Here is a 15520-nt window from a genome sequence, read left to right as displayed (position 1 = left end):
CCTAGTTCCTCTCGGGGTCCGTGCCCGCCGGAACCGCGGCGTGCGGGTGGTTCAGGTCGAACGCGGGACGCTCCGAGCGGATGCGCGGCAGCGACGTGAAGTTGTGCCGCGGCGGCGGGCAGGAGGTGGCCCACTCCAGCGAGCAGCCGTAACCCCACGGGTCGTCCACGGTGACCAGCGGCGCCCTCTTCGCGGTGATGTACATGTTCCAGAAGAAGATGAGCGTCGAGGCCCCCAGCACGAACGACGACACCGAGGAGATCTGGTTCAGCTCGGTGAAGCCGTCTCCGGGCAGGTAGTCGGCGTAGCGGCGCGGGAAGCCCATGGCCCCGAGCCAGTGCTGCACCAGGAACGTGCCGTGGAAGCCGAAGAACAGCAGCCAGAAGTGGAACTTGCCCAGCTTCTCGTTGAGCATCCTGCCGGTGAACTTGGGCCACCAGAAGTAGAAGCCCGCGAACATCGCGAACACCACGGTGCCGAAGACCACGTAGTGGAAGTGCGCCACCACGAAGTAGGAGTCGGTGACGTGGAAGTCGATCGGCGGGGAGGCCAGGAGCACGCCGGTCAGGCCGCCGAAGAGGAAGGTGACCAGGAAGCCGATCGTGAACAGCATCGGCGTCTCGAAGGACAGCTGCCCCCGCCACATCGTGCCGATCCAGTTGAAGAACTTCACGCCGGTCGGGACCGCGATGAGGAACGTCATGAAGGAGAAGAACGGCAGCAGGACCGCGCCCGTGGGGAACATGTGGTGCGCCCACACGGTGACGGACAGGCCCGCGATGGCGATGGTGGCGGCCACCAGGCTCTTGTAGCCGAAGATCGGCTTGCGGCTGAACACCGGCAGGATCTCCGTCGCGATGCCGAAGAACGGCAGGGCGATGATGTACACCTCGGGGTGCCCGAAGAACCAGAACAGGTGCTGCCACAGGATGGCGCCGCCGTGCTCGGCGTTGAAGACGTGTGTGCCGATCATGCGGTCGGCGCCCAGGGCGATCAGGGCGGCGGTCAGGACCGGGAACGCGATGAGCACCAGGACGCTGGTGAGCAGCGTGTTCCAGGTGAAGATCGGCATGCGGAACATCGTCATGCCGGGCGCGCGCATGCACAGGCCGGTGGTGATGAAGTTGACCGCGCCGAGGATGGTGCCCAGACCGGAGACGGCCAGGCCCAGGATCCACAGGTCGCCGCCCAGGCCCGGCGAGCGGACCGCGTCGGACAGCGGCGTGTACGCGAACCAGCCGAAGCTGGCCGCGCCGCCCGGGGTGAGGAACCCGCCCACGGCGATGAGGCTGCCGAACAGGTACAGGTAGTACCCGAACAGGTTGATCCGGGGGAAGGCGACGTCGGGGGCGCCGATCTGCAGCGGCATGAGGATGTTGGAGAACCCGACGAAGAGCGGGGTCGCGAACATCAGCAGCATGATCGTGCCGTGCATCGTGAACAGCTGGTTGAACTGCTCGTTGGACATGACCTGCATGCCCGGTGAGAACAGCTCGGCGCGCATGAGGAGCGCCAGGACACCGCCGAAGAGGAAGAACGCGAACGAGGTGATCAGGTACATGTACCCGATGACCTTGTGGTCGGTCGACGTCAGCCAGTTGACGATGATCGAGCCCGCGCTCGACGGCGCCTTGCCGTCGGTGCGAGCCGGTGTTGCCGTCGTGGTCATTACTCGTTCTCCTCGGCGTCGTCCGCGCCCGCACCGGTGCCCTCGGCATCCGATCCCTCGGCGCCCGAGCCGTCGGCGGAGTCCGCTTCGGAATCCACGGCCTCGGCGGCCTCGTTCTCGGCGGTCACGGCCGCCTGCTCCTGCTCGGCGGCCCAGGCGTCGTACTCGTCCTGGGGAAGGACCTCGACGTTGAAGAGCATGCGGGTGTGGTCGACCCCGCACAGCTCCGCGCAGCGGCCGATGTACCGGCCCGCGCTGTCCTCGGTGAGGCTCGCCTGGAACGCGTTGTCCCGTCCGGGGACGACGTCCATCTTGAAGCCGAACTCGGGGATCCAGAACGAGTGGATGACGTCGGGCGAGTGGAGGTCGAAGTGGACGGTCGCGCCCTCGGGAAGCACCAGGGTGGTCTGCGTCGAGGGGTCGGCGGTGCCGTCCGGGTTGGGGATGCCCGTCTCGGAGAAGAGCACCTCGCCGCCGTTCTCCTTGGTGTCGTCGAGGTAGTTGAACTGCCAGGCCCATTGGAAGGCCACGACCTCGATGTTCACGTCGGCCGGCTCGTCGGTGTCCAGGATGATCGCCTGGTCCCGCGCGGTGAAGAAGAAGAGCACGGAGATGACGACGATCGGCAGGACGGTGTAGAGCGCTTCGATGGGCATGTTGTACCGCACCTGCGGCGGCAACTGCTCAGAGCGCTTGCGGTGGAAGATGACTGACCAGATGATCAGCCCCCACACGAGAATGCCGACCGCGAAAGCCGCCACCCAGGAGCCCTGCCAGAGCGAGAGAACACGCTCGGCTTGGTCGGTGATCGGCTCCGGCATGCCCAAACGAGTGAGATCGTTCGACGCGCAGCCGGTCGCGGCCAGCCCCAGCACGGCGAGCGCGGCGCCGCGTGGTGCCCATCGGCGCGGATTGGGGCGCCGATTTTCTTGGCGGGTCGGACTCACGGATTGCCTTCCCAGCGGTGAAGCCCGTGGATCCTCCACGGGCGGCCTAAGTGTCCAAAGCTTGTCAAGGGGAAACATTATCGCGAACCGCCCGGCGTGCCGTTCATGGGCTTACCTGGTCAGCGTGTTGCCAGACGCCCCTGCGCGGAACGCGCGGCGGTACGTGGAGCCGGGCCCGTTCGCCCGCGGAGGATACCCTCCCGGCTGGCTACGGAGCGCGGCCCGGCGTCCCCCCGGGCCCTCCTCCCCGCGGGCGACCCCGCCGCTCGTGGGCGGCGGTTCCGGAAGCTTCGCGAGGAAAGACCAAGGCGAGCGTATCGCTGGGTTTACGACGCCCTTAACCGGGTTCGCCTTACGGGGCCGGGCGGGTCAAGATGGTGGGGACAGGACGACGACGCGCAGGGGGTGTTCCGTGCCCGGGTATCCGCCGCAGGCCCCGCTGGTCACGGTCGAGGCGGTGGGCCGCAAGTGCCCCGTCCCGATCATCATGCTGGCCGCCAGACTGGGAGAAGTGCCCATCGGGTCGGTCATCGCGGTCACCGCGGACGACCCGGCCGCGCGGGCCGACATCCCCGCGTGGTGCCGCATGAAGATGCACGAGTTCCTCGCGGAGGAGCCCCTGGGGCGGGGTAGCGCGTTTCACATCCGCCGGATGTACTGAACCGGCTCCGGCGCACGTCCCGCCATCCCGTTGCGATAACGATTCGCCGCCCGGCGTTTCCCGGGAGCGGCGCGGGAGGGCGCCCGCACACGACGAGGCCGCGCGGACGGGGTCCGCGCGGCCTCTCCGGTCCCCGGTGCGTCCCTGGGGACGCGCGCAGGGCGCGGGGTTCGCGACTAGCGGGCGTAGAACTCGACGACGAGCTGCTCGTCGAAGGGCACCGGGATCTGCTCGCGCTTGGGGCGGTCGATGACCGCGATGCGCAGGTCCTTGTGGCTCACCGCGAGGAAGCCGGCGATCTTGTCGTCCGCGTGGACGCCCTCGGCGGCCTCGACGAACGGCACCATGTTGCGGGACTTCTCCCGAACCTCGATGATCTGGCCCGGCTTGACCTGGTACGACGGGATGTCGACCTTCTTGCCGTCCACGGTGACGTGGCCGTGGTTGATGAACTGGCGGGCGGCGTAGATCGACGCGGCCAGACCGGCGCGCAGCACGACCGTGGCCAGACGCATCTCCAGCTCGGCGAGCATCTCCTCACCGGTGCGGCCGGAGCGCTTCTTCGCGTTCTCGTAGATCCTGACCAGCTGCTTCTCGGTCAGGTCGTAGTACCAGCGCACCTTCTGCTTCTCCGCCTGACGGACGGCGAAGTCGCTGCTGTTGCGGCGGACACGGCGACCGTGCTCACCGGGCGGGTACGGACGCTTCTCGAAGTAGCTGACCGCCTTACGGGTCAGCGGGGTGCCGGCGCGCCGGGACAACCGCACCTTCGGTCCGGTGTAGCGCATGCAATGTCCTTTCAGGGTGAATCAGGGAATCCCAGGTAAGGCTTGCCTAGATCTGGGAGGCGCTCACGGCGCCCGAGCCCCGACCGCGTGCCGTGGCACGGGGGTCCGGGGTGGGTTCCCCACCGTCGCGGCGACCCTGCGCGGACGGCTTGGGCTAGGTAACCGGTACGCGTTTCAGCGCACCGGCGGGCACGGGGCTCCCCGTGCGGGCGGCCGGGGCGCCCTGGGGCGCACGGCCGACCGTTCGGGGCGCGGCCCGGTCCGGGATCGGATCGGGTCGTGCGGGTCGCGACTATCTACTCTACGGGTTCCCGGGCACCGCCCCGACCCGCGCGGGCGGGGGACGGCGCCCGGGACCCCCCGGTCAGACGAACGGCCGGACCTCGGCGGCGGCCGCGGCGCCGTACGACTTCTCCACGCGCTCCAGCAGGGATGCGCCGGTCATGGTGTACTCCTGCGGACCGTCCGCCTCCAGGCAGTGCACGGCGGTGGCGTTGCCGACCTGGGCGGCCCGCTCCAGGGACAGGCCCCAGGAGTGGGCGGCCAGGAAGCCCGCGCGGAAGGCGTCCCCCATGCCGGTGGGGTCGACGAGGTTGTCGACCGAGGCCGCGGGGACGTGCAGGGCCGGCTCGCCCTCCCGGTCGATGCGGGCGCCCTTGGCCCCGAGGGTGGTGACGCGGGTGCCGACCCGGCTCAGGACGTCCGCGTCGGACCAGCCGGTCTTCTGCTCCGCGAGGGCCTTCTCGTACTCGTTGCCGAACAGGAAGGTCGCCCCCTCGATGAGGGTGCGGACCTCGGGGCCCTCCATCCGGGCCAGCTGCTGGGAGGGGTCCGCCGCGAAGGGGATGCCGCGCGTGCGGCACTCCTCGCTGTGGCGGACCATGGCGAGCGGGTCGTCGGCGCCGATGAGGACGAGGTCGAGCCCGCCGACCCGCTCCGCGACCGCCTGGAGCTCGATGTTGCGCGCCTCGGCCATGGCGCCCGCGTAGAACGAGGCGATCTGGTTCTGGTCGCGGTCCGTGGTGCAGATGAAGCGGGCGGTGTGCCGCAGCTCGGAGATGTACACGGCGGACGTGTCCACCCCGTGGCGGTCCAGCCAGGCGCGGTAGTCCTCGAAGTCGGCCCCCGCCGCGCCGACGAGGACGGGGGCGAGGCCGAAGCCGCCCATGCCGAAGCAGATGTTGGCCGCGACGCCTCCGCGACGGACGTCCAGCTCGTCGATCAGGAAGGAGAGTGACAACTGCTGGATCTGGTCGGGGATGATCTGTTCCGCGAACCGGCCCTCGAAGGACATGAGGTGGTCGGTGGCGATGGATCCGGCAACCGCGATACGCACGGGACGAAGGCTCCTTGGGTGGGAGGCGTCCGGTCGGGGCGACCGGACGGGTGCGGGCAGGCCGAGGACGTGCCCGTTTCGGACCGACCCAGGGTACCGAGTGCCGCTCCCGGCCGGGGTTCCGTCATCGGGATTCCCCGCGCGGGGCTGCGGAAACGACGAGGGGGAGGGCGGATGTCCGCCCTCCCCCTGTGCCCCGCCGCCCGCCGCGGCCGGCGGCGGGGGCGTACCCCCTAGTTGAAGGAGTCGCCGCAGGCGCAGGAACCCGTGGCGTTGGGGTTGTCGATCGTGAACCCCTGCTTCTCGATGGTGTCCACGAAGTCGATCGTGGCGCCGACGAGGTAGGGGGAGCTCATCCGGTCGGTGACGACCTCGACGCCGCCGAAGTCGGTGACCACGTCCCCGTCCAGGTCGCGCTCGTCGAAGTAGAGCTGGTAACGCAGCCCCGAGCAACCACCGGGCTGGACGGCCACACGGAGACGGAGGTCGTCCCGGCCCTCCTGCTCCAGAAGCGCCCTGACCTTGCCGGACGCCTCGTCGGTGAGGTTGATCCCCTCGGTGACCTCGCTCTGAACCGTCATGTTGTAAAGCTCCTCTGAAAAGGGGTTGCGGCTGCCTGGCGACCCCTGGTCGCTTGGGGGACCGGCCCGCCGCGGCGGGTCCTGTCCTCTTCAACGGGTCCCAACGCCCGGGGCCGGTCCGGCATTCCGCCGTGCCGCCGCTGTGTTCTCCCTGCCACCGTTCCCCAGTGCCCCCTGGCGTGGGGGAGGTTCCGGCGAAGCACGGGTGTGCTCGTCCTCCCAGGGTAATTTGTCCGGCCCCGGGACGCCATCTCCCGGCGCGGTCCGTGCCGCCGGGAGATGGCGTCCCGGGTCACAGTCCCGGCGCGCCGTAGACCGGGAACCAGCGCGAGCGGTCCCGCTCCAGGGGCAGGTCGTCGCCGACGGCGGCCTCGAGCTGGAGTTCGAGGGCGTTGTCCCTGTGCCGGCCGTCGCCGGTGGGCGCGAAGGGGTAGAAGGTCCCGCGCTTGTACAGGTACACGAGGCCCAGGGAGCGCGTCCCGTCCGTGAACCCGACGAGGGAGCACAGGAGCGAGGGTCCGTACCCGTTGGCCTCCAGGGTGGAGTTGACGGCGTGCAGGTCGGTGACCAGGCCGGTGATGTCGGGGTCGGTGACCTCCCCCTCCGCTCCCGCCGGGTCGTGCGAGCGGACGACCAGCCACGTGTAGCCGTAGTCGTCGGTGACCTGGTCGACCGGCGGCCCGTCGCCGGCGTCGAGCAGCGCGGTGATGTCGCGTTCCAGGTCGGCGAAGGCCGCGCCCTCGGTGGCGCGGAAGGCGACGGACCCCGTGCCGGTGGGCCGGAACCCGGCCGCGGCCCGCAGGGTGACGGCCGCCGAGGGCAGGCCGAAGAGGGCGTCGAGGTCGGGTGCGGTCGGCTTGGAGCGGCCCAGCAGGGCCCGCCAGAAACTCATCGTGTGCTCCCTCGTCGGTCGGGTGGCGCCCGCCGCGACCCCGCTCAGCGGCCCTGTCCGAGCTGCCGGGAGATCTCGGAGAGCTGGGACAGGCGCTGGTCGACCGGGGGGTGGGTCGCGACCAGCCGGCTGAAGCTGAACCCCTTGCGGGAGAGGGCGGGGGCGAAGAAGAACGCGTTGAACGGCTCCACCTGGCGCAGGTCGCGGCTCGGGATCCGCGCCATGTCGCCGGTGATCTTGGTGAGGGCGCTCCCCAGCACGGAGGGGCGCCCGGTCAGGTAGGCGGCGGCCCGGTCGGCCGAGAGCTCCCGGTACCGGGACAGCGCCCGGGTGAGCAGGAAGCTGAGCGCCCAGGCGACGGCGCTGACCAGGACGACCAGGAGGGCGACCACCGCGGGCGCCGGCCCGTTGTTGTTGCCGCGGCTCGCTCCGGCGAACATGGCGAAGCGCAGGCCCGCCTGGGTGAGGAAGCCCGCGACGATGCCGAGGAACCCGGCGACGGTCATGACCATGACGTCGCGGTGGGCGATGTGGGACAGCTCGTGGGCGACGACCGCCTCCAGCTCGGGACCCTCCAGGCGGCGCATGAGGCCGGTCGTCACGCAGATGACCGCGCTCTTCTCGTTGTGGCCGGTGGCGAAGGCGTTGGGGACGTCGGTGTCGGCGACCCCGACCCTGGGCTTGGCCATGTCGGCCATGGCGCACAGCCGGTCGACCACGGCGTGCAGCTCGGGCGCCTGCTGGGGCGTGACCTCCTTGGCCCCCATGGAGAACATGGCGATCTTGTCGGAGGCGAAGTAGCTGAAGAGCGCGAACCCGGCGACGAGGAGGACCACGAGCCACACGTTGAGCCCCACCAGGACCAGTCCGACCACGAAGGCCGCGTACACCAGGGCCAGGAGGCCCATGGTCGTCACCATCCGGGTGGTGAGCCCGCGGTCCGGCCTGAACTTGGAACCAGCCATGCCGCACTCCTCTCCCCGACTGTCTCGGAGTGTAGTTCGCACAGGTGAGAAAGGGGTCAAAGCGGTGTACAGCGTGTCCCCCACGGTGCGTCCCCCTCTCCGGTCAACGGGGACGCGGGGGCGCCGGGTTCCACCGGGGCGGCCGGGCGCGGGGTGTTCCGTGGCACACCGGCCCCCGCACACGCCGAGGCCGCCGTGACGGTGTCACGGCGGCCTCGGCGAAAACACGCGCGCGCAGGCACCGAGCGCGGTTCCGACCGGCCGTGGCCGGGCCTGTCGGATCCCGCTGCCCCTGTCCGGCGCACACCTGGACGGATGCGGTGTGCGCGGACGGAGAGGACCGGTCCTAGCCGGGGATGAGCCCGTCGTCCTGGAGCATCTGCCGCACCTCTTCCATGCTGGCGTCGGCGTGCGGAAGGATGAACTCGGACGGCTCCAGGGCGTCGGGGGGCAGCGGCCTGCCGTCCTCCCGGACCTTCGCGAGAAGGTCGTGCAGGGCCCGGCGGAACGTCTCCTCGTCACCCGACTCGATCGCCGACTCCAGCGCGGAGTCGAAGGAGTTGAGCAGTTGCAGGTCGGCCTCGGTCAGGTCGACCTGGCCCTCACCCATGATGCGGACGATCACGAGCCCTCCCGGTTCCCGGTGCTGCCGGCGCCGTTCCCGCCCTCGATCTGAGGGGTGGAGCTGCCGCCGCCGAGCTCCATCTTCATGCGCTCCAGCTCGGCCTCGACGCCGGTGGTGCTGGCCATCCGGTCGAGCTCGCTCTGGATGTCGTCCTTGGCGGTGCCGGTGACGTCGTCGAGCGCGCCGGAGGCGAGCAGTTCGTCGACGGCGCCGGCGCGGGCCTGCATCTCGGCGGTCTTGTCCTCGGCACGCTGGACCGCCATGCCGACGTCGCCCATCTCCTCGGAGATGCCGGAGAAGGCCTCGCTGATCTGCGTCTGGGCCTGGGCGGCGGTGTACGTCGCCTTGATGGTCTCCTTGCGCGTGCGGAAGGCGTCCACCTTGGCCTGGAGGCGCTGGGCCGCCAGCGTGAGCTTCTGCTCCTCGCCCTGGAGGTTGGCGTGCTGCTCGCGCAGGCCCTCGATCTGCGTGGCCAGGCCGGAGCGGCGGGTGAGGGCCTCGCGGGCGAGGTCCTCGCGGCCCTGGGTCAGGGCCGCCCGGCCCTGGTTCTCCAGCTTGCCGGACTGCTGCTCCAGCTGCTGGATCTGGAGCTCGACCCGCTTGCGGGAGGTCGCGACGTCCGCCACCCCGCGACGGACCTTCTGCAGGAGTTCGAGCTGTTTCTGGTACGAGTAGTCGAGGGTTTCCCTGGGGTCCTCGACCGAGTCCAAGGCCTTGTTGGCCTTGGATTTGAAGATCATCGAAAGTCGCTGAAACACGCTCATCGGCGTGGCCGTCCCCTTCTCGGTGCGTACATCGGCTGTTCCCAGCGGGCGCTTTGCCCAACCCTACGCGGTCTGGCCCGCGGTCGCCATAAAGCTATGACCGGCTACCCTGTGGGTGTGTTCCGACGTCGCTCCGCTTCCGCAGCCACGGATTCGCACTCTTCCGAATCCGCCAGCCCCGAGGCCACTGAGGCCACCCAACCTAAGGGATACACCCCCAAGAAGGGTGTCCCCACCCCAAAGCGCAGGGAATCCGAGACGATCCCCCGCAAGCCGGTGAAGGCCCCCGAGAGCCGTAAGGAGGCCTACCGCGCCTACCGGGACCGTCTCGACCGTCAACGCGGCCAGACCGTCCGGAGTTCCGGCGGCCTCAAGGGCGTGCCCAAGGACGAGGCCCGCTACTACCGCCAGCAGGACCTGGGCGAGGCCCGCGCGTTCGCCCGCGACTACATCGACTCGCGCCGCAGCGCCAGCGAGTTCTTCCTGCCGTTCTCGATCGTCATCATCGCCCTGCTGTTCATCAACAACCCGCTCTTCCAGGTCGGCGTGGCCTACGTGGCCTGGCCGCTGATGATGGTGACGATCATCGCCGAGGGCGTCCTGGTGGGCCGCGCCGTCAAGAAGCGCGCCCTGGAGTACTTCCCCGACGACACCGCCATCCGGGGCATCGGGATGTACGCGGCCATGCGCCAGCTGCAGTTCCGCCGCCTGCGCCTGCCCAAGCCGCGGATCAAGGTCGGCGAGGACCCGACGCCCCGCGGCGCGCGCTGACTCCCCGCGCCTCCCCGCCCCCGCGCCACGTGAGTAGGGCCGGTGTCCGCACCGGCCCTTCACTCCTCCCCGACTCGGGAGCGGTCCCAGTCATGCCGTTACATTCCTGACAAATCGGCACGATCCCCCACTAGAGTGCTGCCCATGGACTTTCGGCATCTAGGCAACAGCGGTCTCATGGTCAGCGAGATCGCCTACGGGAACTGGCTCACCCACGGCTCCCAGGTGGAGGAGGACACGGCCGCGGCCTGTGTCCGCGCGGCCCTGGACGCGGGCATCACCACGTTCGACACCGCGGACGTGTACGCCAGGGGCAAGGCCGAGGAGGTCCTCGGCCGGGCGCTGAAGGGCGAGCGCCGGGACGGCCTCGAGATCTTCTCCAAGGTCTACTGGCCCATGGGCGACGGCAGGAACGACCGCGGCCTCTCCCGCAAGCACGTCCTCCGCGGCGCCGAGGACTCCCTGCGCCGCCTCGGGACCGACTACCTGGACCTGTACCAGGCGCACCGGTTCGACTACTCCACCCCCCTGGAGGAGACGATGCGGGCGTTCGAGGACCTGGTCCGCCAGGGCAAGGTCCTCTACATCGGCGTCTCGGAGTGGCGCGCGGACGAGATCGAGCAGGCGCTGAGGATCGCCGACGAGATGGGCTTCGACCGGATCGTCTCCAGCCAGCCGCAGTACAACATGGTGTGGCGGGTCGTCGAGTCCGAGGTCGTCCCGGTCTGCGAGCGCGAGGGCATCGGCCAGATCGTGTGGTCGCCCCTGGCGGGAGGCGTCCTGAGCGGCAAGTACAAGCCGGGCCAGGACCTGCCGGAGGGCTCGCGCGCGACCGATCCCAAGATCAAGCAGGCCATCGCCGACAAGGTCGGCGACCAGGTCCTGCTGGAGCGGGTCCAGCGGCTGGAGCCGCTGGCGGCCGAGGCGGGCCTGACCCTGGCGCAGCTGTCCCTGGCCTGGGTCCTCCAGAACCCGAACGTGTCGTCGGCGATCATCGGCGCCTCACGCCCCGAGCAGGTCGAGGGCAACGTGAAGGCCGCGGGGGTCCGGCTCGACGCGGACCTGCTGGAGCGGATCGACGAGGTCCTCGGCGACAGCGTCCAGCGCGACCCCGCGCTGACGAAGAGCCCCGAGGACGTCCACGGCATCTAGCCCGTCGTCCGGCCCCGGGCCCGTGACCGGGCTGTCGTCCGGTCACGGGCCCGGGCGTTCCCCGGACGGCGCCGGGGCCCCGGGCGGTCATGTGCGCCGCCGGGACGCCCGGCGACCGGGCCCGGGCTGTGGACGGGTACGCCGCACGACCACGTCCCGGGCCCGCCTTCCGGGGCTCCGCCCGTCGCGCCCACGGGGGGCGGCAGGCGCCGGGGCCCTACTCGACGGGCTCCAGGGCCATCGCGTAGACCTCCCGGTCGTCCTCCAGGAGGGCGACGCGGCCGACGCCCCCCTCGGCGAGCTCCTGCCAGTTCTCCCCCAGCCAGCTCTCCGCGTCGCCACGCGAGGTGAACGACTCGGACGGCAGGTCCTCCGCCAGAGGGTCGGCGCCGTCGGCCTCGAAGTACCGCCAGGTCCACGCCATGTTCGACCGCCCTTCGTCACGCAGGCCGCGGTGGTGGTCACCGTGATCCTGTGCCGAGCTTAACCAAGGCGCGGTCCGGCATGCTGTTTACTTTTCCGGTGCGTATCCGATTTCAGGGGACGGCGGGTCCCGCGGGCTGGCCCGCACCGCAGTGCACCTGCTCCTCCTGCAACAAGGCCCTGGCCGAACGCCGCCTGCCCGTGCGCGTGACCGTCGACGACCGCTTCCGCGTCCGCGAGGCGGGCGCGGTCGGCCCCGTGCCCCCGGGATACACCGTGTCCGCGACGCCGGACGGCTGCCTGGTCGAGGCCGCCGACGGCGGCAGGCTGCTCTACGCCCGGTCGGGCCCGGGCCCGCTGCCCGGCGGCCCCCCGGTGGAAGCACGGGCGGAGGGGCTCTCCGGCTACTCCTCGGCACGGCCCGAACAGCAGGTGGACATGGTCGTCGTGGACGCCGCGCGGCGCCCGGAGGTCATCGGCGAGCTGCGGCGCTCGGGGGTGATCGGGGTGACCACCGCCGTCGTGGCCGTGGGCGGCGACCACCGGATCCCCTCGCCGCAGGAGTTCGCCCGGCGCGCGCGGCTGTGGGGCGCCCTGGCCCCCGGAGACGGCCAGGTCATGTCGTGCCCGCCGTCCGTGTGGCCGGAGCCGCGCCCGCAGGGGCCGCACCGGACCCTGGTCACCGGCGGCGCCCGCTCGGGGAAGTCGACGGAGGCGGAGCTGCGCCTGCTCGCGGAGCCGAGGGTGCTGTACGCGGCGACCGGGCCGGAGCCGGACCCGTCCGAGGACCCCGAGTGGGCCGACCGGGTGGACAGGCACGTGCGCCGCCGCCCCTGGTGGTGGCGGACCGAGCAGACCACCGACCTGGCCCCGCTGCTCCGGCGGGCGGAGGGAGCGGTCCTGGTCGACTGCCTCGGCACCTGGCTGACCCGGGTGATGGACGGGGCGGGGCTGTGGGACGAGGCGCCGCCCCCCGACGCCGAGGAGCGGGTGGAGGCGGCGGTCCGGGACCTGCTGGAGGCCTGGCGCGGGACCCGGGCCTACGTCGTGGCCGTCACCAACGAGGCGGGGTCGGGGGTGGTGCCCGCGACCCGTTCCGGGCGGCTCTTCCGCGACCACCTCGGCCGGCTGAACCAGTGGGTGGGAGCAGAGTCCGAGGACGTGGTCCTCGTGACGGCCGGCCGCGTCCTGGAACTGCCTTGACGGGCGGGCCGACGGAGGGCGGTCCCCCCTCCACGGGCCCGGCCGCGGCCGACGCGCTCGCGGGGGCCCGGATGGCCCTGGGCACGTTCACCGCCTTCCCCGTGCGGGCGGGGCGGGTGGACCGGGCGGCCGCCGGCTGGGCGATGGCGTGGGCGCCCGTGGTCGGCGCGGCCCTGGGCCTCCTCTCCGGCGCGGTCGCGGCGGCCGGCGCCTGGGCCGGCCTGGCCCCCTCCCTGGCGGCGGTGCTCGCCGTGGGCCTGGGCGCGCTCGCGACGCGGGGGCTGCACCTGGACGGGCTGGCCGACCTGGCGGACGGGCTGGGGAGCGGCAGGCCGGCGGAGGGGGCGCTGGAGGTGATGCGGCGGTCCGACATCGGACCGTTCGGCGTGGTGTCGGTCGTGGTGGCGACGGCGGCACAGGCCCTGGCGCTGGGACAGCTGGTGGCGGCCTCGCCCTGGGCCGCCCTGTCCGGGGCCGCCGTCGCGGGCGCGACGGGACGGCTGGCGGCGACGCTGGCGTGCGTCCCCCGGGTGCCGCCGGCGCGGCCCGAGGGCCTGGGGGCCTTCGTGGCGGGGACGGTGCGCGGGCCGCGTGCGGCGGCGGCCGTGGCGTTCGTCGCCGCCCTCTGCCTCACGGGGGCGGTGCAGGCGCCTGCCCTGGCCGCGGCCCACGCCCTCGCGGCGGCGGCGGGCCTGGTCGCCGCCGGGGCGCTGCTGCGCCGGGCGGTGCGGCGCCTCGGCGGGATCACCGGCGACGTCCTGGGCGCCCTGGTGGAGACGGCCTCGACCGCGGCGCTGGTGGCGGCGGCAGCGGCGACCGCGTGGGTGTGAGGCCGGGCACGGTTCCCACCAGGGGGTTCACGGCCGTACGGTCGCCTCCGGTGGCGGGATGTCGCCATCGTCACATTTTTTCACACGGAGTTTCACGGCCCTCCGGCACGGGCAGGCGCGGGCCCCCGGGAGCGGGCGTGCGACGCCCCCGGTGGGCGACCAGGGGCCCCCTCCCCGCGCGGGCGGGCCGGGGCCGCCCCCGGGAACACCCCCCGCCCCCGGTCGCGCGGAGCGCGGCGTCAGACCCCCTGGGGAGCCGGGGTGCCGCGTCCCCGCCCGGCGCGGGAGGCGACTAGCATCGGGGGTGTGAGCACGTCGTTGGCAGTAAACACGGAGTCCCCCAGTTCGCTCGACGCCGACGCGGTTGTCGTCGGCTACCACTCCGGAGGCGACGCTCCGGAACCCGCGTCGGGCGCGCATGACGTCGACGCCGCCTTCTCGGGCGGCCTCGCCCCGACCCTGTCGCTCCTGGGAGCGAGCGGCGCACCCGAGGAGGTGCACACCATTGCCTCCCTCGGAGCCGTCAGGGCCCCGGTCGTCGTCGCGGTCGGTCTCGGCCCGGCGCCCGCCGAGGGCCCCGTCGACCCCGACGTCCTGTCCCGCGCCGCGGGCGCCGCCCTGCGGTCGCTCGCCTCGCGCCCCGGGGGCACCGGCCGCGTGGTCCTGGCCCTGCCCGCCGGGAGCGCCGCCGAGGCCGGGGCCGTCGCCCTCGGAGCCCAGCTCGGAACCTACGTCTTCGACCGGTACCGCACCGGTGACGAGGCCCGCGAGCAGGCCGAGGGCCGCGCCGCCGGCTCCCTGGTCCTGGCCAGCTCCGCGCCGGGCGCGGACGCGGCCGTCGAGCGCGCCGCGGTCATGGCCGAGGCCGTCAACTTCACGCGCGACCTGGTCAACACCGCCCCGGCCGACCTGGTCCCCGAGGACCTGGCCGCCGCCGCCCAGGAGATCGCCCAGCAGGCCGGCCTCCAGATCGAGGTCCTGGACGAGCGGGCCCTGTCCGAGGGCGGCTACGGCGGCCTGACCGGCGTCGGCCAGGGCTCGTCCAACCCGCCCCGCCTGGTCCGCCTCGCCCACAGCCACCCGGAGGCGACCAGGACCGTCGCCTTCGTCGGCAAGGGCATCACCTTCGACTCGGGCGGCCTCTCCCTCAAGCCCGCGGGCTCGATGGACTGGATGAAGTCCGACATGGCCGGCGCCGCCTCCGTGCTCGCCGCCATGCGCGCCATCTCCACCCTGGGCCTGAAGGTCAACGTCGTCGGCTACCTGGCCGTGGCGGAGAACATGCCCAGCGGCACCGCCCAGCGCCCCTCCGACGTGCTGAGCATCTACGGCGGCAAGACCGTCGAGGTCCTCAACACCGACGCCGAGGGCCGCCTGGTCATGGCGGACGCCCTGGTCCGGGCCCAGGAGGACCAGCCCGACCTGGTCGTGGACATCGCCACGCTGACCGGCGCGCAGCTGGTCGCGCTCGGCACCCGGGTGTTCGCGGTCATGGCCAACGACGACGGCGTGCGCGAGGCGGTCGTCGCCGCGGCCGGGGCGGAGGGCGAGGCCTCCTGGCCGATGCCGCTCCCCTCCGAGCTGCGGGCGGGGCTCGACTCCGCGGTCGCCGACATCGCGAACGTGGCGGGCGAGCGCTGGGGCGGCATGCTCTCGGCGGGCGTCTTCCTCCAGGAGTTCATCGGCGAGGGCGTCAAGTGGGCGCACCTCGACATCGCGGGCCCGTCCTTCAACCAGGGCGGTCCGCACGGCCACACCCCGAAGGGCGGCACCGGCGCGGGAACCCGCACCCTGGTCCGCATCGCCGAGGAGTACGCCGAGTAGTCACCGTGCGCGGGTCCGGTCCCGGTGAGCCGGGACACCGCCCCGCGCGCGGCCACCGCGGTCGCCGACACCCTCCCCCCTCTGTGGGC

At 72.2% G+C, this 15520-nt stretch carries 16 protein-coding genes; 6 read left to right on the top strand and 10 right to left on the bottom strand.

The genetic code is table 11. The features are described from left to right. Position 1: 1 nt before the first annotated feature. Together ctaD and coxB are read right to left on the bottom strand one after the other, a co-directional pair. Positions 2-1669 carry a cytochrome c oxidase subunit I gene (ctaD, locus tag ABZ234_RS21935; protein ID WP_267948871.1) on the bottom strand — a complete coding sequence of 556 codons (1668 nt, stop codon included), beginning with the start codon at positions 1667-1669 and terminating at the stop codon, positions 2-4. After that, the gene (gene coxB / locus ABZ234_RS21930) at positions 1669-2490 is read right to left on the bottom strand and encodes a cytochrome c oxidase subunit II (protein WP_355013269.1); all 822 of its coding nucleotides are present in this window, start codon (positions 2488-2490) and stop codon (positions 1669-1671) included. The genes ctaD and coxB overlap by 1 nt, the downstream gene beginning before the upstream one ends. Positions 2491-3028: 538 nt before the next feature. On the opposite strand from coxB, the gene ABZ234_RS21925 reads away from it, so the two are divergent. Then, positions 3029-3277 (top strand): sulfurtransferase TusA family protein, encoded by a 249-nt coding sequence (locus tag ABZ234_RS21925; protein ID WP_267948869.1) that lies wholly within the window; start codon positions 3029-3031, stop codon positions 3275-3277. A 176-nt stretch (positions 3278-3453) separates the two neighbouring features. Here the strand turns inward: ABZ234_RS21925 and rpsD are convergent, their stop codons facing one another. The 7 genes from rpsD to ABZ234_RS21890 all read right to left on the bottom strand — a co-directional run bounded on the left by rpsD (position 3454) and on the right by ABZ234_RS21890 (position 9228). Then, positions 3454-4065 (bottom strand): 30S ribosomal protein S4, encoded by a 612-nt coding sequence (gene rpsD / locus ABZ234_RS21920; protein WP_267948868.1) that lies wholly within the window; start codon positions 4063-4065, stop codon positions 3454-3456. A gap of 364 nt (positions 4066-4429) precedes the next feature. Beyond that, positions 4430-5401 carry a carbohydrate kinase family protein gene (locus ABZ234_RS21915; protein WP_267948867.1) on the bottom strand — a complete coding sequence of 324 codons (972 nt, stop codon included), beginning with the start codon at positions 5399-5401 and terminating at the stop codon, positions 4430-4432. A gap of 233 nt (positions 5402-5634) precedes the next feature. Next, complete coding sequence (locus ABZ234_RS21910) at positions 5635-5982, bottom strand: iron-sulfur cluster assembly accessory protein (RefSeq protein WP_267948866.1); 348 nt, start codon at positions 5980-5982, stop codon at positions 5635-5637. 292 nt (positions 5983-6274) lie between these two features. After that, positions 6275-6874, bottom strand: a complete 600-nt coding sequence (locus tag ABZ234_RS21905; protein WP_355013268.1) for a hypothetical protein — start codon at positions 6872-6874, stop codon at positions 6275-6277. 44 nt (positions 6875-6918) lie between these two features. Then, positions 6919-7839, bottom strand: a complete 921-nt coding sequence (gene htpX, locus ABZ234_RS21900) for a zinc metalloprotease HtpX (protein WP_355013267.1) — start codon at positions 7837-7839, stop codon at positions 6919-6921. 346 nt (positions 7840-8185) lie between these two features. Further along, entirely contained in the window at positions 8186-8464 is a 279-nt protein-coding gene (locus ABZ234_RS21895) for a hypothetical protein (RefSeq protein ID WP_355013266.1), read from the bottom strand. Continuing rightward, the gene (locus tag ABZ234_RS21890; RefSeq protein ID WP_267948862.1) at positions 8461-9228 is read right to left on the bottom strand and encodes a PspA/IM30 family protein; all 768 of its coding nucleotides are present in this window, start codon (positions 9226-9228) and stop codon (positions 8461-8463) included. The genes ABZ234_RS21895 and ABZ234_RS21890 overlap by 4 nt, the downstream gene beginning before the upstream one ends. 96 nt (positions 9229-9324) lie before the next feature. Between ABZ234_RS21890 and ABZ234_RS21885 the strand changes: the two genes are divergently transcribed. Beyond that, entirely contained in the window at positions 9325-9999 is a 675-nt protein-coding gene (locus tag ABZ234_RS21885; protein WP_267948861.1) for a DUF3043 domain-containing protein, read from the top strand. Between the two features lie 144 nt (positions 10000-10143). Next, positions 10144-11151 (top strand): aldo/keto reductase family protein, encoded by a 1008-nt coding sequence (locus ABZ234_RS21880; protein WP_267948860.1) that lies wholly within the window; start codon positions 10144-10146, stop codon positions 11149-11151. A gap of 217 nt (positions 11152-11368) precedes the next feature. Here the strand turns inward: ABZ234_RS21880 and ABZ234_RS21875 are convergent, their stop codons facing one another. After that, positions 11369-11575, bottom strand: coding sequence for a hypothetical protein (locus ABZ234_RS21875; protein WP_267948859.1), 207 nt, complete (start codon positions 11573-11575; stop codon positions 11369-11371). Between the two features lie 206 nt (positions 11576-11781). Here ABZ234_RS21875 and ABZ234_RS21870 point away from each other — a divergent pair, with 206 nt between their 5' ends. The 3 genes from ABZ234_RS21870 to ABZ234_RS21860 all read left to right on the top strand — a co-directional run bounded on the left by ABZ234_RS21870 (position 11782) and on the right by ABZ234_RS21860 (position 15431). Continuing rightward, entirely contained in the window at positions 11782-12777 is a 996-nt protein-coding gene (locus tag ABZ234_RS21870) for a bifunctional adenosylcobinamide kinase/adenosylcobinamide-phosphate guanylyltransferase (RefSeq protein ID WP_355013280.1), read from the top strand. Positions 12778-12848: 71 nt separating this feature from the next. Continuing rightward, complete coding sequence (locus ABZ234_RS21865) at positions 12849-13607, top strand: adenosylcobinamide-GDP ribazoletransferase (protein WP_267950301.1); 759 nt, start codon at positions 12849-12851, stop codon at positions 13605-13607. A 306-nt stretch (positions 13608-13913) separates the two neighbouring features. Continuing rightward, a complete protein-coding gene (locus tag ABZ234_RS21860) occupies positions 13914-15431 on the top strand; it encodes a leucyl aminopeptidase (RefSeq protein ID WP_355013265.1) in 1518 nt (505 codons plus the stop codon). Positions 15432-15520: the final 89 nt, after the last annotated feature.

The organism is Nocardiopsis sp. NPDC006198, from assembly GCF_040613895.1.
Taxonomy (GTDB): Bacteria; Actinomycetota; Actinomycetes; order Streptosporangiales; family Streptosporangiaceae; genus Nocardiopsis; species Nocardiopsis tropica.
Note: the sequence above shows the minus strand (reverse complement) of the source record. Positions and strands in the feature narration are given on the sequence as shown.